The organism is Arthrobacter sp. KN11-1C, assembly GCF_052180225.1.
Taxonomy (GTDB): Bacteria; Actinomycetota; Actinomycetes; order Actinomycetales; family Micrococcaceae; genus Arthrobacter.
Genome location: NZ_CP197467.1, coordinates 4,275,056 through 4,295,791 on the forward strand (window position 1 = coordinate 4,275,056; position 20,736 = coordinate 4,295,791).

The 20,736-nt window shown below is 65.7% G+C and carries 18 protein-coding genes, 1 tRNA gene and 1 pseudogene; 10 read left to right on the plus strand and 10 right to left on the minus strand.

Annotation, left to right across the window (positions count from 1 at the left end):
• Positions 1 to 6: 6 nt before the first annotated feature.
• The gene (locus ACSBOX_RS20005; RefSeq protein WP_442544024.1) at positions 7 to 1,059 is read right to left on the minus strand and encodes a LacI family DNA-binding transcriptional regulator; all 1,053 of its coding nucleotides are present in this window, start codon (positions 1,057 to 1,059) and stop codon (positions 7 to 9) included.
• Positions 1,060 to 1,218: 159 nt separating this feature from the next.
• Here ACSBOX_RS20005 and ACSBOX_RS20010 point away from each other — a divergent pair, with 159 nt between their 5' ends.
• Positions 1,219 to 1,749, plus strand: a complete 531-nt coding sequence (locus ACSBOX_RS20010) for a metallopeptidase family protein (protein ID WP_442544025.1) — start codon at positions 1,219 to 1,221, stop codon at positions 1,747 to 1,749.
• Between the two features lie 73 nt (positions 1,750 to 1,822).
• Here ACSBOX_RS20010 and ACSBOX_RS20015 read toward each other — a convergent pair whose 3' ends face one another.
• Positions 1,823 to 4,573: a PEP/pyruvate-binding domain-containing protein gene (locus ACSBOX_RS20015; RefSeq protein ID WP_442544026.1), complete on the minus strand. Its 2,751-nt coding sequence runs from the start codon at positions 4,571 to 4,573 to the stop codon at positions 1,823 to 1,825.
• Between the two features lie 39 nt (positions 4,574 to 4,612).
• Positions 4,613 to 5,665 (minus strand): universal stress protein, encoded by a 1,053-nt coding sequence (locus ACSBOX_RS20020; protein ID WP_442544027.1) that lies wholly within the window; start codon positions 5,663 to 5,665, stop codon positions 4,613 to 4,615.
• A gap of 399 nt (positions 5,666 to 6,064) precedes the next feature.
• Between ACSBOX_RS20020 and ACSBOX_RS20025 the strand changes: the two genes are divergently transcribed.
• Entirely contained in the window at positions 6,065 to 6,742 is a 678-nt protein-coding gene (locus tag ACSBOX_RS20025) for an FAD-binding protein (RefSeq protein WP_442546076.1), read from the plus strand.
• On the opposite strand, the gene ACSBOX_RS20030 is transcribed toward ACSBOX_RS20025, so the two are convergent.
• Positions 6,739 to 7,419 (minus strand): copper resistance CopC family protein, encoded by a 681-nt coding sequence (locus ACSBOX_RS20030; protein ID WP_442544028.1) that lies wholly within the window; start codon positions 7,417 to 7,419, stop codon positions 6,739 to 6,741. The two genes, ACSBOX_RS20025 and ACSBOX_RS20030, sit on opposite strands and share 4 nt — an antisense overlap.
• Before the next feature lie 114 nt (positions 7,420 to 7,533).
• Between ACSBOX_RS20030 and ACSBOX_RS20035 the strand changes: the two genes are divergently transcribed.
• The 4 genes from ACSBOX_RS20035 to ACSBOX_RS20050 all read left to right on the plus strand — a co-directional run bounded on the left by ACSBOX_RS20035 (position 7,534) and on the right by ACSBOX_RS20050 (position 10,610).
• Positions 7,534 to 8,976, plus strand: coding sequence for an NCS2 family permease (locus ACSBOX_RS20035; RefSeq protein ID WP_442544029.1), 1,443 nt, complete (start codon positions 7,534 to 7,536; stop codon positions 8,974 to 8,976).
• Positions 8,977 to 9,050: 74 nt separating this feature from the next.
• Entirely contained in the window at positions 9,051 to 10,016 is a 966-nt protein-coding gene (hutG, locus tag ACSBOX_RS20040; protein ID WP_442544030.1) for a formimidoylglutamase, read from the plus strand.
• A gap of 185 nt (positions 10,017 to 10,201) precedes the next feature.
• Positions 10,202 to 10,272 (plus strand) — tRNA-Cys (locus tag ACSBOX_RS20045).
• Positions 10,273 to 10,388: 116 nt separating this feature from the next.
• The gene (locus tag ACSBOX_RS20050) at positions 10,389 to 10,610 is read left to right on the plus strand and encodes a hypothetical protein (protein WP_442544031.1); all 222 of its coding nucleotides are present in this window, start codon (positions 10,389 to 10,391) and stop codon (positions 10,608 to 10,610) included.
• A gap of 113 nt (positions 10,611 to 10,723) precedes the next feature.
• Here ACSBOX_RS20050 and ACSBOX_RS20055 read toward each other — a convergent pair whose 3' ends face one another.
• From ACSBOX_RS20055 to ACSBOX_RS20070, 4 genes are all read right to left on the minus strand, one after another.
• Entirely contained in the window at positions 10,724 to 10,972 is a 249-nt protein-coding gene (locus tag ACSBOX_RS20055; protein ID WP_078106823.1) for a hypothetical protein, read from the minus strand.
• Positions 10,973 to 11,166: 194 nt separating this feature from the next.
• Positions 11,167 to 12,759: a histidine ammonia-lyase gene (gene hutH, locus ACSBOX_RS20060; RefSeq protein WP_442544032.1), complete on the minus strand. Its 1,593-nt coding sequence runs from the start codon at positions 12,757 to 12,759 to the stop codon at positions 11,167 to 11,169.
• 94 nt (positions 12,760 to 12,853) lie between these two features.
• Positions 12,854 to 14,584 (minus strand): urocanate hydratase, encoded by a 1,731-nt coding sequence (locus ACSBOX_RS20065; RefSeq protein ID WP_442544033.1) that lies wholly within the window; start codon positions 14,582 to 14,584, stop codon positions 12,854 to 12,856.
• A 189-nt stretch (positions 14,585 to 14,773) separates the two neighbouring features.
• Positions 14,774 to 15,577: an IclR family transcriptional regulator gene (locus ACSBOX_RS20070; protein ID WP_345447919.1), complete on the minus strand. Its 804-nt coding sequence runs from the start codon at positions 15,575 to 15,577 to the stop codon at positions 14,774 to 14,776.
• 287 nt (positions 15,578 to 15,864) lie between these two features.
• Between ACSBOX_RS20070 and ACSBOX_RS20075 the strand changes: the two genes are divergently transcribed.
• Complete coding sequence (locus ACSBOX_RS20075) at positions 15,865 to 17,346, plus strand: amino acid permease (protein WP_442544034.1); 1,482 nt, start codon at positions 15,865 to 15,867, stop codon at positions 17,344 to 17,346.
• A gap of 75 nt (positions 17,347 to 17,421) precedes the next feature.
• Positions 17,422 to 18,057 (plus strand): annotated as a pseudogene (locus ACSBOX_RS20080) (LysE family translocator).
• A 28-nt stretch (positions 18,058 to 18,085) separates the two neighbouring features.
• Here ACSBOX_RS20080 and ACSBOX_RS20085 read toward each other — a convergent pair.
• On the minus strand, positions 18,086 to 18,739 hold the full coding sequence (locus ACSBOX_RS20085) for a hypothetical protein (protein ID WP_442544035.1): 654 nt from the start codon (positions 18,737 to 18,739) through the stop codon (positions 18,086 to 18,088).
• 252 nt (positions 18,740 to 18,991) lie between these two features.
• On the opposite strand from ACSBOX_RS20085, the gene ACSBOX_RS20090 reads away from it, so the two are divergent.
• Positions 18,992 to 19,276: a hypothetical protein gene (locus tag ACSBOX_RS20090; protein ID WP_442544036.1), complete on the plus strand. Its 285-nt coding sequence runs from the start codon at positions 18,992 to 18,994 to the stop codon at positions 19,274 to 19,276.
• A gap of 35 nt (positions 19,277 to 19,311) precedes the next feature.
• Entirely contained in the window at positions 19,312 to 19,515 is a 204-nt protein-coding gene (locus ACSBOX_RS20095) for a helix-turn-helix domain-containing protein (protein ID WP_442544037.1), read from the plus strand.
• Positions 19,516 to 19,557: 42 nt separating this feature from the next.
• Here the strand turns inward: ACSBOX_RS20095 and ACSBOX_RS20100 are convergent, their stop codons facing one another.
• Positions 19,558 to 20,700: a diguanylate cyclase gene (locus tag ACSBOX_RS20100; protein ID WP_442544038.1), complete on the minus strand. Its 1,143-nt coding sequence runs from the start codon at positions 20,698 to 20,700 to the stop codon at positions 19,558 to 19,560.
• Between the last annotated feature and the right edge of the window lie 36 nt (positions 20,701 to 20,736).

Sequence of the window (20,736 nt, forward strand, 5' to 3'; positions counted from 1 at the left end):
GGAGTTTCAGCTGCTAGCGATGGATTTCAGGGGCGCCGCCACGGAATGGCGTTCGACGAGGGGACATTCAAAGTATTCGGTACTGCCATCACGTTCCGCGCCGGCGAGCAGCACTTCAATAGCGCGCCGGCCCATCTCGAGGAAGGGCAGTTCGAGCGTGGTCAGGCCGGGCCGCAAATGCGGGGCAAGCGTTTCCTGGTTGTCGAAACCCACCAGCGAGACATCGTGCGGGATGGACAGCCCAAGCTGGGCCAGCGCCTGGTAGCTGCCCCAGGCGGTGCGGTCGTTTGCGCAGAAGATGGCGGTGGGTGGCTGCGGACCGGTCATGAGTGCCAACGTATTGTCGAAACCGCCCGATTCATGCCCGTCGCCGATCCGGTGGAGCCCGGGGTCGGGGTGCAGGCCGGCTTCGTCGAGTGCGCGGAGATAGCCCGCGTAGCGTCCGACGGCGGCGGGAAGCTCACCGTCCACCGCGCCGATGTTGATCATCGCGATGCGCCGGTGGCCCGCGTCCACCAACTGTCTGGTGGCGGTGTAGCCGCCCAGCTCTTCCCGGGGGGCGATGCTCGGAAAGCGGCCGGAACGGTCGCGCGAATTGAGCACGACGGCGGGCACCTCCGCCAGGACGTCCGGCACGTCAAGGACCCGGTGGTACATGGCGGCGTAGACCACTCCGGCCACTTTGTAGGACAGCATGGTTTCCAGCGATGCGGCCTCGAGGGCCTTGTCACCGCCCGTATTGACGGTGAGGAGGAGCAGCCCGGCCTCCCAAGCCCGGGCCTGGGCGCCTTCGATGATCTTGCCGGCAAAAGGCGCGGTAGCCACGAAATCGCCAACGAAGCCGATCATCCCGGCGACGCCATCGCGGAGCACTTTGGCGTGGGCGTTGGTCCGGTACCCCAGTTCGTGGGCGGCAGCATGGACCCTGCGTCGGGTTTCTTCCGAGAACCTGGTTCCCGCGGCGTCGTTGAGCACCAGCGAAACCGTGGCCTGGGATACGCCGGCAGCGGCAGCGACGTCGTTCATCGTCGTGCCGGAACGGCTGCCGGGGCGGGTCATGGGCTGGCCTGTCTGCTCGGAACTCCGGGGGCTTGTCACAGGATCCGCACGGCTGGCCGGGCTTAACCTGGGGCTTGGTTATACGAATTACCAGCCCGGAAAACTGTAGCTGCCAGCACATCGTGCGTCAATGACCGGGCCGCGGACTAGAGTCAGAACATGCCCGCGAATCTTCCTCCCGGCCTGCCGATCGTTCCCGACGGCGATGCCCCTGGCGGCCCGCGCAACTCCACTCCTCTCCCTGGTTCCGGTGTGGGTAACGGGGCTGGTTCCGGGACTGGTACTGGCGCTGGTTCCGGGGCGGCGCAGTTCACTACCGTTCCTTTCGAGATGTCGCCGGAAGACTTCGAGGCAGCGGTCAGCGATGCCTTGCTCCTCATTCCGGACAAAGCGGCCCGGGCCATGGACAACGTGGCCATCTTCATCGAGGACGACTACATCCCGCAGCCCGGAGAGGACCCGGACACCGTTCTCCTTGGCCTGTACGAGGGCGTGCCTTTGACGGAACGGGACTCTTGGTGGGACGCCGGCTCCCTCCCGGACAGGATCACCATTTTCAGGCAGCCGATCCTGGATATCTGCGAGTCCCGCCAGGAAGTGATCGACGAGGTGGCCATCACCGTGATCCATGAGATCGCCCACCACTTCGGCATCGGCGACGACCGCTTGCACGAGCTCGGCTGGGGATAGCCACCGGGATCTTGGGTGCAGGCCGCTGGCTGTGGTCCGGAACGCAGCTCCCGGACCAGACCCGCGGTCTCGGCTAGATGGCCACCGTCCCCGTGGCGCCATCCACCGTGATCGTTTGTCCCGTACTGACCCTGGAGGTTGCGTCGGGGACGCCCACGACGGCGGGAATCCCGTACTCACGGGCCACGACAGCTCCGTGGGAGTTGGGTCCGCCCATCTCCATCACGAGCCCGCCGGCGGTCAGGAAGAGGGGCGTCCAGCCGGGATCCGTGGAGGGTGCCACCAGGATTTCGCCGGGTTCGAGGTGCGCGCCGACCGGGTCCATGATCACCCTGGCCACCGCCGTCACCGTTCCCGCCGAGGCAGGGGTTCCGTGCAGCAGGCCGTCCGACGCCGGCGCCTCCGATCCGCCGCGAAGGAAACCGGGCAGGGCTTCCGGTTCGGTGCCGTCGGAAAGCAGGACGCGAGGCACGTGGCGGCGCTTGAGTTCAAGCTCGTACGCCTCGCGCCGCTGGGCCACCACCTCGTGGAGATCCTTGCCGTCCAAGCCATTGCGGGCGTCGTTGAAATCCAGGAAGAAGACGTCGCCGGCGTCCTCGATGACTCCCGCGTCCGCCAAGGCCTCCCCTACCTCCGAAACCCGGGCGCGCACTGTGGCGAAGCCACGTACGAGGTGATACTTGGGCAATTCGCGGAGTCCCGCGAACATGCGTGTCCGTTCAAGTGCCCCTTTCACGATCTTGGCGTGGAGCGGACTCTTGGACCGCGCACGGGCCACCAGCACCGCGACTTGCTCCTCGGCGTCGCGCGCTGCTTTTTCGAACTGTTTGTCCGGCGCCAGGCGGGGATCGTCGAGGCGAAGGTAATTGACCAGGACTCCGATGATGTGGGTCGGGTCGTCGGACCAACGGGGCATGCCCAGGTCGATTTCGGCGACGGCCCGCTGCCCGTAGTCGCGCAGGAAGGAGGCCAGCCCCGATTGCGCGGCGATCGGCAGCCCGCCGTTCCGATACCTCTCCGCGAGCGCAGCTGGATCCCCGCCGGTAAAAGCCTCGGAGGAAGCGGGATCGTCACGAATGCTGGCCGAAAGCCGCCATAGCGCAAGGTCCATTTCAGTGGTGACGTTGTTGGGCAGGCCGCGGATGATGGTTTGGAGCTCACCCCAGGAGGCCTGTTCGCCAAGTAGCTTCCGGACCAGCCCGATCATCGCGAACCCGAGCGCTACCGGAGGCAGGATATTGGGCAGGATGGGGAACAATTCTTCGCGCAGTATCCGCTCGGCGTGGTCCAGCTTTTCACGGGGGGTGGCATCGGCGGGGACGTCATGCGCGGCATACAGGTCCTCCCCGAGCCGTCCCACCTTGCGGAGGGCAACTTCCGGCCGAACGAGCGCGCGCAGCAGCGTCTCCGGAAGGTGGAAGCGGAGCACGATCGGGCCAATGTGCCTGAGCAGTTTGAACGGCGTCTTGCTGGTGACGGCGAAACGCGGGTCCTCGAACAGGGCGCGGATGATGGCTGCCGAACGTGATTCCATGACATCGAAGATCCTGGGCACGAAGGCCCGCCCGGCTTCGCTCCGGAACACCGACGTGAGATCGAAATAGATCCGCTGCCCCGCCTCGTAATAGGGCGGAGGGCCGTCCCGCGGTTCGGGAACGCGGAATCCCGCGGCGACGGCTACCGATGACCCCATGAGCCTGATGCCCGCAAGGCCCATGGGAGTCAAGGGACGGGTGAGGCCTTGGGCGAGGCTGAAGCAAAGGTACGCGTGGGGACCGGGGACCGAGGGCTTCCGGGTCATTTGCGGGTACAGCGTGGTGATGGGACGGGTCTGGGTGAGCCACAGCTTGCCGTCGCCATCGATGGCCCATTCAGTGTCCTGCGGTGCTCCGTAATGGTCCTCGACGCGCTGGCCGAGGACCGCGAGTGCCCGGATCTGGGAGTCGGCAAGGCAAGCATCCCCGGCCGTTTGAGCCTGCGCGGCCGCGTCGGAGGTTCCGGACAAAGAGAGCCTTTCGGTCCCACCGCCAGGAACAGGGCGAATCACCAGCTTCCGGTCGCCGACCAATCGTTCCGTGATCCTGCCGGTGAGCGAATCCACCACAAAGTGGTCCGGATTCACGGAACCCGAGACAACAGCCTCGCCGAGCCCGGGATTGGCGTCGATGACCGCCTCGCGGCGCCGCCCGGTCACCGGATTGGCGGTGAACAACACTCCGGCAGACTCAGCGTCCACCATCCGTTGGACGACGACGGCGAGCGTCACCGTCGCGTGGTCGATCCCGTTGCTTGCACGGTAGCTGACCGCCCGGTCAGTCCACAGGGAGGCCCAACACTTCAGGACGGCCTGCAGCACGGCGCCGATCCCCACGACGTTCAAGTAGGTGTCCTGCTGTCCGGCGAAACTCGCAAAGGGCAGGTCCTCGGCGGTGGCAGAGGACCTGACCGCCACGGGGACTTCCTGGCCCAGCGCGGAGTAGGCCGAGCGGACGGCCCCTTCGACCTCGGCCGGGATGCCGGCGTCGAGCACTGCTTCCCTGGCGCGGGCCGCGAGGGAAGCGAGCCCCTCAAGGTCGCTGGGTTCCACGGCCTCAAGGCCACGAAAAATATCCGTGAGGGCTGGCTCGGGGCTTCCTTCAGGCTGAAGCGCGCGCCGGTAAGCCTCCGTGGTCAGGCAAAAACCGGGCGGGACCGGGAGTCCCGCCCAGATCATTTCGCCCAGATTGGCCGCCTTGCCGCCGACTTCCGGAAGCAGGGTTGCCCGGATCCGGCGCAACTCGACGATCAGGCGCGGGCCTTCCCCGGGCTGTGCGTGCTCCGCCATTGCCGTCCGCCTGCGTTCACCGGTCCTTGGCCGTGCCGCTTATGCGGCGCCGAGCATGGGACCGAAGTTGACGCGGTCCGCCAGCCTGGGATCCTCGCGGTCGGGAACAACCAGCACGGGCCCCTTGGCGTGGTGCAGGACTCCATCCGACGTCGATCCGAGGAGCATCCCTGCGAAGCCTCCCCGCCCGCGCGTCCCCAGCACTACGAGTTCGACGCCGCGGCTCACCTCCACGAGGACTTCCACGGGTGAACCGTCCAGCAGTTGTGTTTCCGCCGGGAGCTTGGGGAAGTGGCTCTTGAGCCACGCCAAGCCTGCGTCCAGCTGAACCCTGATGTCCTTGAAGAGCGCTTCCCTGTCCAGGGGTGCCGGAACCCACGCCAACGAGCCGCTGTACTCGGGTACGGCGCAGATGACGCGCAGTTTCGCGCCCATGCGCTGGGCCTGCTCCGCGGCTTCCAAGACGGCAACGCGGGCCTGTTCCGAGCCGTCCACACCGACTGCCACCACATTCTCAATTACGTGGGGGCCGGCCTTCGCGCGCTCGGCCTTGATGTGCTTGTCCTCTGTGGTTTCACCGAACCGGTCTGCGCAGAAGAGCGGGACGGTCACGGTGGGGCACTTCGAGTGCGCCGGCAGGGCACTGCTCACGGAGCCCAGGAGCCTGCCCACGAACCCGCCGCGTCCCCGGGTGCCGAAGACCAGGAGCTCGGCCGTTTCGGACAGATCGAGCAGCACGCCGGAGGCATCTCCGTTCTCCACCGAGCCATCGACGTCGATGGCGTAGCCGGAGACCTTCTCAAGGGCCTGTTTGACGATGGCCTCGGCGCCGTCCCGGATCACGGAGTCATCCACGGTCGCATAGCCGCCGTCCAGGCCGGAAGCCGCAAAGATGGGCACAGAGTAGGCCGTGACTACATGCAGGGGAAGCTGCCTGCGTTCGGCTTCGCGCGCTGCCCAAAGGAGGGCGCACTGGCCGTGTTCACTGCCGTCAACGCCCACCACGATTCCTCCCGGGGCAATGGACGGTTCCTCTCCGTTGCCTTCGGTCTCTGCTCGATGGCTCTCAGAGTGTTTGCCGTGCTGGTCCATGGGGCCTGCCTCCTCGCACTGCTGGCTGATGTTGCGGCTATTCTGCCAGAGCCCGCGCCCACAACGTGTTTCTCGCGCGCCTGCCGTGAGTTGCGGTCTCCAATGCTCACTATTCTCGTTTGCAAGGGTCGAATCAAGCCGGAAGAAGCGTATGTGGAAACCGGCCCGGGGCGTGGAAATCCACCGAATCGTGGCGGGAAAAACGCGGCGGCAGACATGCCGATGCCGGGGCTATCCACCACGCGATTTCTTCTGTAATGTTCGAGGCACTGGTGACCGGGGATAGTGTTTTTCAACACATCAACGGCCATCATTCGCGACCGCTTGGGGACCCGGACGCCGACCCCCGGTGTTGCCTTCGGCAACGCACCTTCAAAGAGGAGCCAAGCTGTGTCAACCATGCCTGCTGCGAGTACGGAACGCACCACCGCCGTGGTCATCGGTGCCGGCATGCCCGGCCTGGCCGTGGCCAGCGAACTCAGCCGCTACGGGGTGGATGCCATCGTGGTGGACGGAATGTACGTCCCTGGCCCCTTGCAGCCGCTCAACACCGGCATCTTGCAGCGCTGCGACGCCGCCGACGCCGCGTGCCTCCAAGAGCGCAGCGAAATCCTGAGGCACCTGCGCAACTACGCAGCCAGCCACGGCCTCGACGTCCGAAGCACCACGCGGGCTGTCCGCCTCGATCGCCTGGACGAAGCCGCCCCGGCCGTGGCCGCTGCGGAGACCATGGCCTCCCCCGGCGTGGTCTCCCCAGGCGTTGTCTCTTACCAATGGGCCGTGCACACCGCGAACGGAGTGCTTTTGGCCGACCACGTCGTTGTCACCCGCTGTGGACAGAGCCAGTTGCGGCGGATGCTAGCCGAGCTTGGCATCGCTATCGGCCAGAACCTGGTCGCAGCCATGCGCGCGATTGGAATGTACCTGGTTGGAGTCGGCGAACTTGCCACACCCACGCCAAAGGAAGTCCTGCGCCAGGCCAAGGTGGTGGGCCAGGCGATTTCCGCCAAGGTCCACCCGGACAGCGTCCACGGGGCCCTCACCGGCACCTTTGCAGCAATTCCTGCTCTGGCCTAGGACTTCTTCTCGGAGCTGCTGGGCTCGTCCTCGTCATCCCCGGCATCATCGGAGTCCTCGTCATCCGCGGCATCATCGGAACCTCCACCTGCCAGCCTGCGCCGTGCGGTAATTCCCAGGAAAACCAGCAGGCCCGCGGCCACCACCGCGAAGACCACAATGCTCCAAGGGAACGGCTGGGAAGCATCGGGCACCTTCTCCGGCGTCGTCGTCGAACCGGGTGCGGCAGTGCCGGCGGTGGGCACCTCTGCCGAAGGCGCGGTGCCCGCGGAGGCGCTGCCCGCCGTCGTGCTTGCTGCTTTGGCGGTGAAGGTGAAGGTGCCTTCGATGGGGTGCGAATCCGAGCTGACAACCCGCCAGACGACGGTGTAGGCGCCGGCGGGCGCCCCCGGCCGCAGCTTCTGCGACACCACGGCATCCACAATCTCGACGGAACCATCTGCCCAGTTCCGGCCTGAGGAGTCGTTCACCTGGATTTGTGAGCCGAGCAGGAGCGGCCGGTTGTTGAACGTGACGGACACGGAGTCCGGAACGTTGGCAACCGATGAGCCGTTGGCCGGTGACGTTGACTCTGCGACGTCGTGCGCGAAGGCGGGTGCTGCCGAGAACAGGGCGGCAGAGAAAAGAACCGCTGTGAAAGCGACGACGACGGCCAGCAGCTGGCGGATAGGGCGCATGAGCGATGGACTCCCTTGATGTTGGATTCCTTACAGACTAGGCGAATTAGCGGGAGGGCCGAAGCCGCGGGCATAGGATTTGAGAGCACACTTCCCCGATCCCCGGAGACCCCCATGCTCAAACAGGGCTCAGCCATCGACCGCTACTTCAAGATCTCGGAACGCGGATCCAACTATTCGCGCGAAATCCGAGGCGGCTTCGCGACCTTCTTTGCCATGAGCTACATCGTGGTCCTCAATCCCTTGATCCTTTCCGGGACGGACTCGAGCGGCAATTCCCTTGGCTTCGCCGCCGTCGCCGCTACCACGGCCTTCGTCGCCGGCATCCTGACGATCCTCATGGGAGCCTGGGCCAAGCACCCGTTCGCAATTGCTACCGGACTGGGAGTCAATGCCTTCGTGGCAGTCACGATTGCCTCGCACCCCGGCCTGACATGGCCGGACATGATGGGCCTGGTAATGCTCTCGGGCCTCACCATGCTGATCCTGGTGCTCACCGGTTTCCGGACCGCGGTCTTCAAAGCGGTACCTGAGGCCCTGAAGACCGCGATCGTGGTGGGCATCGGCCTCTTCATCGCGCTGATCGGACTGGTCAATGCCGGCTTCGTACGCCGAATCCCGGACGCCGCGGGCACCACGGTCCCACTGGGCCTGGGCGTCGACGGGAAGCTGCTTGGCTGGCCCACCCTGGTGTTCGTCGTCGGCCTCGTCCTGACCATCGCCCTGGTTGTCCGCAAGGTGCGTGGCGCCATCCTGATCGGCATCATCGTCTCCACGGCCCTCGCGGCCATCCTGGAATTCACGCTGCACATCGGACCGAGCTTCGACGGCAAGACCTATAATCCCCGCGGCTGGTCCTTGGTGGCGCCCAAGTTCACCGAGTGGGCCGCACCGGACTTGTCGCTCATCGGCAAGGCGAACCCCTTCGGCGCGTTCCAGCACCTTGGCATCATCGCCGCAACCCTGCTGGCGTTCGTGATCCTGCTCAGCATCTTCTTCGACGCCATGGGCACCATGGTGGGCCTGGCCAGGGAAGCAGGAAACATCGACAGGCACGGAAACATCCCCAATGTGGACCGTGTCCTGCAGGTCGACGCCCTCGGCGCGATCATCGGCGGCGGCTCCTCCGTGTCCTCCAACCAGATCTTCGTGGAATCCGGCGCCGGCATCGGCGAAGGTGCCCGCACCGGCCTGGCCTCGATCGTGACCGGCCTGCTGTTCCTCGTGGCCATGTTCTTCACCCCGCTCATCAATCTGGTTCCTTTCGAGGCCGTTGCACCCGCCCTGGTGGTGGTGGGCTTCATGATGGTGTCCCAGGTGGGCAAGATCCACTGGCAGGACTGGGGCGTCGGCATTCCCGCGTTCCTGACCATGGCCCTCATGCCGTTCACCTACTCGATCGCCAACGGCCTGGGCGCCGGGTTCATCTCCTTCGCCCTGATCCGCACCTTCCAGGGCCGTGCCCGCGAAGTCCATCCGCTCATGTGGGCTGTGGCCGCGGCGTTCCTGCTGTTCTTCGGGATCGGTCCCGTCGAGGAAATCCTGGGAGTCAAATAGGCCTTTCCGGAATACCGGACACCCTCCGCCTGCAAGCGGTACTTTTCGGCGCCGTCATGCGCTGAGCTTTAACCATGGAGATTTCCCGCGCTGTTGCCGATGTCCGCCCCACGCCATGGACCGGCCGCTTCGACGGCGACGGCGATGAGCACCGCCGCTGGTGGCAGGCCGTGGTACCCCACACTCCCAGTGCGACCGCCCCCGGCGCGACGGAAGCGGGCTCCCGGCCCGCCGTCGTCGTGGGCTTCCGCAGTGACGAAGGCGTGCGGCGCAACAAAGGCCGTATGGGCGCGGCGGCCGCTCCGGAGGCGATCCGCCAAGCCTTGGGTCCGCTGGCTTTCCACCTCGACCGGGACGTGTTCGACGCCGGCGACGTCGTCGTGGAGGACGGCTCGCTGGAGGCGGGCCAGGAGCGCGCGGGCGGCGTGATTTCGGAACTGCTCGACGCCGGCAAGCTCACCGTGCTGCTCGGCGGCGGGCACGAGACTGCTTTCGCCAGCTATTTGGGCGTGGCAGCCTCGGAGGCTGTGCGGAGCGGCAAGCGCCTCGGAGTCCTGAACCTGGACGCGCACTTCGACCTGCGGGACGAGCCGGTGCCGAGCTCAGGCACGCCGTTCCTGCAGATGGCCCGAGCGGAAGCCGCCGAAGGCCGCGAACTGAACTACGCCGTCGTCGGAATCTCCGAGCCCAACAACACGCGAGCCCTTTTCAACACGGCTGACCGGTTGGGCGTAAAGTACCTGCTGGATGAGGACTGCTCCGCCGAGGCCGTTCGGGATTTCGTGGCGGGGTTCTTGGACACCGTGGACGTGCTGTACCTGACGATCGACCTCGACGTGCTTCCGGCGTCGGTGGCTCCCGGGGTGAGCGCCCCCGCAGCGTATGGCGTGCCGCTGCCCGTTATCAGCGCTGTGTGCAAACAGCTTGCCGCGAGCGGGAAACTCCTGCACCTGGACGTCGCCGAGCTCAACCCCGAGTTCGACATCGACTCGCGGACCGCCAAGGTGGCCGCGCGCCTGGTGAACACGCTGCTGGGGTAGGGCCCCACCCAACCCAACTAGCTCGCAGTTGTTGTCGTTATGAGCCCTCATAACGACAACAACTGCGAGTTAGTTGGGCGAAAAGCGCGTCGCGGGAGGACACGTGAAGCAACGCCACGAAACCCGGCGAAAGGCTTCGAAACCATTGTTGGTTTGCGCGCCCCAGCCTGCCTAACCTCGATGCACGTGGTGTACCCGAGCGGCCAGGGAGCTGCCTGCAAAGCAGCGCACGCGGGTTCGAATCCCGCCACCACGTCTCCTCGGCCCGCCGGTGATCCAGCTCGCAGAATGACAGACATCCCATGACTCTTTGCTATCTTTTATGCAGGAATTGCCGCTCCCCCCGCGGCATCCTGCAGAAGGAGGCCCCCAATGAGCACTGCCACGATTGAAAACAACGAGATCCATTTGTCCTTTGCGTCCGTCGACGAGGTCCACGCCGGACTTGACGAAGCCGTCAGCACGCTCATCGAAGCCGCTGCCGAAAACGGCCGCTGCGGGATCCTGGTGACCCGCCGGGAGCCCGGAAGCTACACCGTTGCCTTGGACGAGTCGGTCCCGTTCGGCCAGACCCACGAGGTCCTCGCCGCCTAGGAAACCTAGGCAACCAAGTAACAGCTCAGACAAAAACCGGGGCTTGTTTCCCAGACCACGCCAAGAAGGCGCGGAATGGGAAACAAGCCCCGGTTTTTTGATCTATAGAGTTACTACGCCCGGCGCAACTCCACGCCGTCGGACTTCATGAAAAGCTGCTTGGCGGCTTCATCGGCGCCAGGTCCTGCGGGTTCAAGCCACACGACATTGCCGCTGTCCGACACTTCCTGCACCTCCCCCGCCGCGACCACATGTGCGTGCCTTACGACTTCGATCCGCTCCCCCACCTTCAACGTTCCCCAGTTGGAAACGACGGCGGACTGTGCGATTCGCCTGGACAGGACTGTCCCGCGTGCCTTCATTGAACTTCTACCCCTTTGTGGATGTTCGCTACTTCAGTTGTGAACGGATATTCCCCGGCAAGCCCACGGCATCTTCGGCGTGGACAATGCCGTACCCCATAAGTTCTACTACACAGAAAGCGCCCCGGTGGACGTATTGCCGAACATTTCCGGGGCGCTTCCTATTGTTCACGCGAACAGTATTTTGTTCGGCGTCAGGCGAGAATTCCGACGGCGGATTCGGCGGCCGCCCGCACCTCGCCGGCGCCTACAAGACAGTCCGCGGCTTCCAGCTCAGGTGAGAGGAACCGGTCGGTACCAGGACCATCGACGACGCCGCGCAGCACCTCGATCACAGCGGTGCCGGCCGGCCCCGGGGTGAGTTCGCCACCGGACAGTTTGGTGCGGATGTCGAGGGCACGGGTGCTCGTCACGAGTTCCACAGCCAGGACGCGGCGCAGGTTCTCGATCGCTTTGCGGAGCTTGCGGGCAGCGTGCCATCCCATGGAGACGTGGTCTTCCTGCATGGCCGAGCTCGGGATGGAGTCCACTGATGCGGGCACGGCGAGGCGCTTGTTGTCCGAGACGAGGCCGGCCTGGGTGTACTGGGCGATCATGAGGCCCGAGTCCACTCCGGGGTCGTCGGCAAGGAAGGCCGGGAGGCCGTGCGAGCGGGCTGGGTCCAGCATGCGGTCCGTGCGGCGCTCGGCGATGGAGGACAGGTCCGCCACGGCGATCGCCAGGAAGTCCAGGACGTACGCCACCGGGGCGCCGTGGAAGTTTCCGTTGGAGGACACGCGGCCGTCCGGGAGCACCACGGGATTGTCGATGGCTGCAGCCAACTCACGGGAAGCCACGAGTTCGGCATGCGTCACGGTGTCGCGGACCGCGCCGGCCACCTGGGGTGCGCAGCGGAGCGAGTACGCGTCCTGGACCTTGGTGTCATTGACGCGGTGCGAAGCGACGATCGGCGAGTTGGACAGCACACGCAGCATGTTGTCCGCGCTTGCAGCCTGGCCCGGGTGGGGCCGCAGGGCAGCGTGCAGCTCCGGCAGGAACACCTGGTCCGTGCCGAGCAGCGCCTCGACGCTGAGCGCGGCGGTGATGTCCGCCGTCGTAAGCAGCAGGTGCAGGTCGGCGATGGCCATGAGAAGCATGCCGAGCATGCCCTCGGTGCCGTTGACGAGCGCGAGGCCTTCCTTTTCCGCGAGGACGACCGGCTCGATGCCGTGTGCGGCGAGAAGCTCGGCAACCGGCTTCTTTCCGGCGGCGCCGTAGAGCTCGCCGTCGGGCCCGGTGGCTTCGCCTTCGCCCATCAGGACGAGGGCGCAGTGGGACAGCGGGGCAAGGTCGCCGGAGCAACCCAGGGAGCCGAATTCACGCACCACGGGGGTGATGCCGGCGTTGAGGACGTCCACCATGGTCTGCAGGACCACGGGGCGAACGCCCGTGCGGCCCGAGGCCAGGGTCTTGGCGCGCAGGAACATGATGCCGCGGACCACTTCGCGCTCGACTGCCGGGCCCATGCCGGCGGCGTGGCTGCGGATGAGCGACTTCTGCAACTGGGTGCGGAGCTCGTTGGGGATGTGGCGGTTGGCCAGGGCTCCAAAGCCCGTGGAGACGCCGTATGCCGGGACTTCGCTGTGCGCGAGGCCGTCGATGTGGGCGCGGACCTTGGCAACCGTGTCCAGGGCTTCCTGGGAGATGGTCACTTTGGCGTCGTGGCGTGCGACGGCGACGACGTCCTCCGGCGTGACTCCGCTGGAACCGAGCGTGACGGTCAGCGGCTGGTGTGTTGTAACTGTCATTTTTCCTCGTTCTTCCCAACTAGCTCGCAGTTGTTGTCGTTTTGGGGTGCCATAACGACAACTAATGCGAGCTAGTTGGGGTTGTGGGGTCTGGTTAGTTGGTTTCCGTCATGGGGATGCGGACGCCGCGTTCCTTGGCGACCTCGACGGCGCGGTCGTAGCCGGCGTCGACGTGGCGGATGACGCCCATGCCGGGGTCGTTGGTGAGGAGCCGCTCGAGCTTCTCGGCGGCGAGGTCGGTGCCGTCGGCGACGGAGACCTGGCCCGCGTGCAGGGACCGGCCGATGCCCACGCCGCCACCGTGGTGGATGGAGACCCAGGTAGCGCCGGAGGAGGTGTTGATCAGGGCGTTCAACAAGGGCCAGTCGGCAATGGCGTCGGAGCCGTCGGCCATGGACTCGGTCTCGCGGTACGGGGAGGCCACGGAACCGGAGTCCAGGTGGTCGCGGCCGATCACGATGGGCGCCTTGACCTTGCCTTCCTTTACGAGCTGGTTGAACAGCAGGCCGGCCTTGGCGCGTTCGCCGTAGCCGAGCCAGCAGATGCGGGCGGGCAGGCCTTCGAATTCGACGCGCTCGGCGGCGGCGTCGAGCCACTTGTGCAGGTGGGCGTTCTCCGGGAAGAGTTCCTTGATCGCGGCGTCGGTGACGGCGATGTCTTCGGGGTCACCCGAGAGCGCGACCCAACGGAACGGGCCCAGGCCCTCGCAGAACAGCGGGCGGATGTAGGCCGGGACGAAGCCGGGGAACTCGAACGCCCGGTCGTAGCCGCCCTTGCGGGCCTCGTCGCGGATCGAGTTGCCGTAGTCGAAGACCTCGGCGCCGGCGTCCTGGAATTCCACCATGGCCTGGACATGCTTGGCCATGGAGGCCTGGGCCTTCTTGGTGAATCCTTCAGGGTCGGCTTCGGCCTCGGTGTGCCACTCGGCCACGCTGATGCCTTCGGGCAGGTAGGAGAGCGGATCGTGGGCGCTGGTCTGGTCGGTCACGACGTCGATGGTCAGCTCGCCGGCCTTGTGGCGGCGCAGCAGTTCCGGGAACACTTCGGCTGCGTTGCCGACGTAGCCCACCGACCAGCCGCGGCGCTCTTCCTTGGCCTTGACGACCTTGGCGATCGCGGCGTCGAGGTCGGTTTCGACCTCGTCCAGGTAACGCTTGCCAGCGCGGCGGCGCAGGCGGGTCTCGTCGACGTCGACGATCAGGCACGCGCCGTCGTTCAGGGTCACGGCCAGCGGCTGGGCGCCGCCCATGCCACCGCAACCACCGGTCAGGGTCAGGGTGCCGGCGAGCGGCCCCTCGGTGGAGCCTTCCGCGGCGGGGGCCGGGTGGCGACCCTCTGCAGCGAGCTTGTTCCCGACGGCGGCAAAGGTTTCGTAGGTGCCCTGCAAGATGCCTTGGGTGCCGATGTAGATCCAGGACCCTGCGGTCATCTGGCCGTACATCATCAGGCCCTCGGCCTCGAGACGGCGGAACTCGGGCCACGTTGCCCAGTCGCCCACGAGGTTGGAGTTGGCCAGCAAGACGCGGGGCGCCCATTCGTGGGTGCGGAACACGCCGACGGGCTTGCCGGACTGGACGAGCAGGGTCTCGTCCTTCTCCATGGTTTCCAGGGTGCGGGTGATGGCGTCGAACGCGGCCCAGGAGCGGACTGCCCGGCCAGTGCCGCCGTACACCACCAGGTCATCCGGGCGTTCGGCGACCTCCGGGTCCAGGTTGTTCATCAACATGCGCAGCGGCGCTTCTGTCTGCCAGCTCTTGGCGGTGAGCTCGGTGCCGCGGGCGGCCTTGACCGGACGGGCTCCGGTGGTGAAATCGGCGGGTGCCATGATGACTCCTTCGTCTCTGGAGGTTGCTAGGTGGAAGTCCTTCTGTATCCAGTAGAGCCCCTCCGCAAGGGTCTTGGAATGGCTTTAGGGAGGGTGCTGTCCGGAATACCAGACTCAACTGACTCGCAGTAGTTGTCGTTATGAGCGCCCATAACGACAACTACTGCGAGTCAGTTGGGGCGGGGCGGGCTAGGACGGGCGGCCGTGGATGCGGATCGAGAGTTCGTCCGCCGTTTTCTGGATCCGGGCCGCCAACGCGGGCCATTCCTCGGCCGGCACCCGGTCCTCGAGGAATGTCACGGCGACTGCCGCCGTCGGCCATCCCAAATGGTCGGTGACGGCGGCGGCCACGGAACCGAATCCAGGCGTGACTTCGCCGTGTTCGGTCGCGTAGCCGCGCTGCCGGACCTGGTCCAAATGCGAGGACAAGGCCGAGTACTTCATGATGGGCGATTCCATCTCGTGCCGGGCGGTAAAGGCGGCGGCGTTCGGGTAGAGTGCCCTGACCTGCGACTTCGGCAGTGCGGCCAGGATCGCGCGCCCGCTGGCGGTGAGGTGGCTGGGAAGCCGGACCCCGACGTCGGTCACGAGGGACGGGCGGTTCTTGGCCCGCTCCTCCACGATGTAGAGCACATCGCGGCCGTGCAGGACAGCCAAGTGCGCGCTCTCGCCGATCGCATCCACGAGGGCGGCGAGCATGGGGCGGCCGAGCCGCGACAACGGCTCTTGCCGCGAGTACGCCGAGCTGAGTTCAAAGGCGCTGATGCCAAGCCCGTAGCGCTGCTCCTCATGAAGGTGCAGGACGAATCCGTTGGCCTCCATGACGCCGAGCAGGTGGTAGACGCTGGACCGGGGCAGGCCCAGCGCGGTGGCGATGTTGGACGCTGCCATCGGGCCACGCCGGGACGCAAGCAACTTCAGGATGCGCAGGGTGTTCTCGGCAGCCGGGACCTTGGAAGCGGCCCGGCCTTGAGTGGATGGCTGTATGGTCATGGCTCCTCTTCGAGTGCACGGTAATGCCCGGCCCGCCCCTTCTGCCCCCAAGGCGGCCGGGTGGGTGTCCGGGATCCCGTACTTAAGCGTGCGCCCCGCGGAGCGGATCGGGAAGCCAATCAGAACATTAAGGTGTCTGGAATACCAGACATTCGCGCACGAAACAGCCAGTCCGCGGCGCAGCGTCTGAGAACCGAGACAACGATGTCCCGTGAGTCCCATCACAGCCCGCTCCGGAATGGTCTGCTGGTTAACAGTCCCCCTCCCAATGACGAGAAGGTATTCGCATGCAGCAAGCCCCAACAGCCGTCAGGACGCCGGCCGCCAAAGTCGTCGAAGGCGTCGAAGGCGCGGTCACCACAGTTCTCAGCCGTGGCCTCAACGTCCGCCACATCCGCTTCATGGCGCTCGGTTCGGCCATCGGAACAGGCCTATTCTACGGTTCTGCGTCTGCGATCCAAAAGGCCGGACCGTCGGTTCTCTTCGCATACATGATCGGTGGAGCCGCCGTCTTCATGGTGATGCGGGCCCTCGGCGAAATGGCCGTCCGCCACCCCGTCTCCGGCTCGTTCGGCCAGTACGCCAGCCGTTACCTGGGACCGCTGGCAGGGTTCATCACCGGGTGGACCTACGTCTTCGAGATGGCCATCGTGGCAATCGCGGACGTGACGGCCTTCAGCATCTACATGGGCTTTTGGTTCCCGCAAGTGGACCGGTGGATCTGGGTCCTGGCGATTATCTTCCTCCTTGGCGCCATGAACCTCCTGAGCGTCAAAGTCTTCGGGGAGCTCGAGTTTTGGTTCTCGCTCATCAAGGTGGTGGCGATCATCGCCATGATTGCCGGTGGCGCCGCGATCATCGTGTTCGGCTTCCACTCCGGCAGCGGAGGCGCGGCACCGGGGCTGGGGAACCTCGTTGACCACGGCGGACTGTTCCCGAACGGTTTCGGCGGTCTCCTTGCTTCCTTCGCCGTTGTCATGTTCGCCTTCGGCGGGATCGAAACGATCGGCATTACTGCGGGCGAAGCCGCCGACCCCAAGAAGGTCATTCCGCAGGCCGTCAACACCGTTCCGGTCCGCGTGCTGCTGTTCTACGTCCTGACGCTCGGCGTGCTCATGAGCCTGTTCCCGTGGAACGATATCGGGAACAACGGCAGCCCGTTCGTGCAGATCTTCAGCGGCCTCGGCATCCCCGCGGCGCCCCACATCCTCAACGCCGTAGTCATCACCTCGGCGCTGTCAGCCATCAATAGCGACATCTTCGGCGCCGGACGGATCCTCTTCGGGCTTTCCCAGCAAGGACATGCCCCGAAGAGCTTCGGCAAGATCTCGAGACACGGCGTTCCGTGGATGACCGTGGTCCTCATGGGCGGCATCCTGCTGGTGGGCGTGGTGCTCAACGCGGTCATTCCCGAGGACGTGTTCCTGGTGATCGCTTCCATCGCCACCTTCGCGACAGTCTGGGTGTGGGTCATGATCCTCGCCTCGCACGTTGCCATGAAGCGCGAAATCAAGCGCAAGGGACTTCCGGCGTCGGAATTCGCCTCGCCGTGGTGGCCTGCGGCGTCCGTGGCGACCATCGCCTTCATGGCCCTCGTGATCGTGATCCTTGGGGTCTTCGAGGACACCCGCGTGGCCCTGTACGTCGGTGCTGTCTGGCTCGGACTGTTGGTGCTGGCCTACAAGCTCTGGGTCCGCGGCGGCGGACGGGTGCGCGCCGACCTCGTCGACGAAACAGCCTCGATTCCCGTGGTCGCCCGGCGCTCCTAGCGCCCCTGACCAGGACGACGACGGCGGCTCCCGCCAGCCATCGACCGTCACCGCAGGCCAGCGCTATCATCAGGGATGGTTCCGTTCACCAACCTCCTGGCGTTTGCGCTGGCCGCACTGGTCCTCATCGCAGTCCCCGGTCCCAGCGTCCTGTTCGTGATCGGGCGTTCCCTCGCCCTCGGCCGCAAAGGCGGGCTCCTGAGCGTCCTTGGAAATGCCCTGGGCATGGTTCCGCAGATCCTCGCCGTGGCGCTGGGACTTGGTGCGGTCCTGGCCCAATCGATCATGCTGTTCACCATCATCAAGTTCGCCGGCGCAGCGTATCTGATCTACCTCGGCGTGTAGGCGATCCGTCACCGCGGCGGGCGTTCGACGGCGGCCGGTCCGCCGCCGTCGCGGTCCCTGTGGCGGCTGATCCGCGAGGGTTTCATCGTGGGTGCGAGCAACCCGAAGTCAATCGTGTTCTTCGTAGCCGTCCTGCCTCAATTCGTGGCATATTCGAGCGGCAGCATTCCGCTTCAGCTCGCTGAGCTGGGGGCAGTCTTCCTGGTCATCGCGCTGATTTCGGACAGTATCTGGGCCCTCGCAGCGGGCACGGCACGCCACTGGTTTGCCCGCTCACCACGGCGGATCTCCACCTTGGGTGCCACGGGCGGGGTCATGATGATCGGGCTCGGCGGAACCCTGGCGCTCACCGGCACCAAGTCTTAGAGTCGCAGGACCGGGAGCGGCTACCGTCTCAGCCGGCCGGAAGCCAATCCACGTGCGAATCCGAGTCGTAGACCCGGCAGACCCGCACGCTGTCCTGGGCCGGACCATCAACAAGCTTGGTGGTGATCTTCATGAGAATGTCGTACGACGCAAGGCCCGAGGCCGCCGTTGACTGGGCGGGGTTCCCGGAGAACGCGATGGAGACAACGGTGAAAGGCCGGGGCACCACCGTTCCGGTCACGATTGCGGAGTGGGCGGCATCGCTTTGCAGCCTCGAAGTGCAGCTGTCCTTGATACGTTGGATCCCCGCCGCGTCGAGCCCCTGTGCCACAGGAGCAGGCGCAGCTGGAGCCGGAGCCGGCACGACGGGCGCCGGCACCGGGGCATCGGGCTTGGCACTGCTCGCCGGGGCGGGGACCGGGGCCTGACTTGAAGGTGCCGCGGCAGGCGGCGTCCTGGCGGCCGGGCTGTTGGCGGCCGGCGCCGACGCGGGGGCACTCGGCGTCGCGGTCGGCGTCGTGCTTGCACCGGCCGCAGAAGCCACCGCACTCACGGTGACCGACGGCGCGGCGCCGGCAATCGAGCTTGATGATGTCTGCGTGGCGTTGAGGGTGATTGCCCCCGCTAGCCCGACCGCCACCACGCCCGCAACGACGATTCCTGCCTTTGCAGCTCGCCTCATTGTTCCCCCTCCCAGACCTGACGGAACATTTGACTTGAGCGTAGGGACTGTTCGCCCGGCCCGGCATGCGTAGCCCCTACCCGTCTTTTGCCCGGACTACTCGGATGACCACTTGCTTGCCTTCGGACCTGTCCGAGTAGTAGTCCAAGTGACGTGAGTGACCCATGTTCCATAACGGGTGAAAGTCACTCATGTGTCACGTGTGGTGGGCGCCTACCGTTGGTGGATCGCGACTGCAAAGGAGTGATTCCGATGTTCGATCCGTATTCAAGGCACGGTGCGCGGATGCGCAGGCAGCGCCGCCGCGAGCTGGCTTCGCGACTACGCCAGCTATATTCCAGGGCAGCCAAACACGCCAAAACGACGGCGTCCCCCTTCAAGGTGGGCGACTATGTGGCCGGTGACGATCCCTTCAACGGATGCCAGGAGGGCGTCGTGGCTGTCATCAAAGGCTCGTCGGTTGGTTTGCATACCGTCGCCCCAAGACGCGGCGCCGTGGTCTACTACGACTACCGCCAGCTGAGAAAGCCGTGGTGAACATGTCCGCTGCCGGCATTCCAGCCAACCGATTCATGACAATTGCAGAGGTCGCTGAAGCGCTGCGCGTCTCCAGGATGACCGTCTACCGCCTGGTGAACTCCCATGCCATTCATGCTGTGCGGTTCGGGCGGTCCTACCGCGTTCCGGAGTCGGCGGTCGAGTCCTACATCGAGCATTCCGCCGTTGACGAGGCTGAGCTGAACACGGACGACGACGGCGGCTCAGCAGACCACTGAGCGCCGCGGCAATCAGCGCACGACGGCGGCGCGGTGCCGCAGTTAGGAGGTTGCGCAGACCGCGCGGTTCCGGCCGAGGGACTTGGCCTGGTAGAGGGCTTTGTCGGCGGCCACGACCATGTGGGCAACCTCGGCATTGGCGAGGGTGCTGGGGGCGATGCCATAGCTCACCGTGGGGAAAGTGATGCCGTCCGGAGCTTCTGCCGAGGCCAAACGGCGGCTGATTTCGCTGGCGATGAGTTCCGCGCTCTCCAGATCGGCACCGGGAAGCAGGATGGTGAATTCCTCTCCGCCGTACCTCCCGACGAGGTCCGTGTGGCGGACCGAGGCCTGGCACGCTGCAGCGAAGGCTTGGATGGCGGTATCGCCGGCAGCGTGGCCATGGCTGTCATTGAGGGACTTGAAATGGTCGAGGTCGGCGAGGATCAACGTGGAAACCGATCCCGCGGAGTGCAGCCTGTTGATTTCCTGGGTGGCCAACTCCATGAAGGCAGTGCGGTTCAGGAGCCCCGTCAAGCCGTCCCGGGTGGCGCGTTCGTTGAGGCCGTTGATCAGTTGCTCATTGCTCAGCGCCGTCATGCTGAAGGACACGGTGACCAGAAGCACGATGGTGACCACGCTGGTGGTTGCCGAGCTGAGGTAGGTGCCGAAGTCCGGGCCGTCGGGCCCTTCCACGAGGTAGGCGATCCCCCGGCAGAAGAAGAAGGACGCCAGCACTCCCGCGGCAAGTGCCAAGGAGCGGTGGGCCTGCGAAACGCTGGGCTTCAACCGCCAGAGTTCAACTGTTGCCAAACCCATGCCCAAGGACATCATGGCCAAATACACCAGGCCGCCGGACCACACGTTGGTGGCGGGGTTCTCCAGCGCGGCGGCTACGGCGGTGGCGGCGGGTCCCGCGAGGAGCTGCCATCGCGGCGTCGGAAGCAACCTCAACGAACGCGAGCCTGCCCACACACTGAACGCGCCCGCCACCAGCAAAGCATTGCCGAGGGGACCCGCCCAGATTTGCTGGGACGTCCCGCTGAGCAGGTACGCCATGTTCCCCGAGAGCAAGAAAACGAGGGCGAGGCACCACCAGCCGCTGTACGCGGAGCGGGTCCGGCGGAACGATCCGAAGAACAGCAGGCAGAGAGTAGACGCGACAACGCCCACAGCTATCTTCAAGCTGACCGGATCGAGACCCATATTCGCTCCCCTCGTGCGCACCAGCCTACGACATCG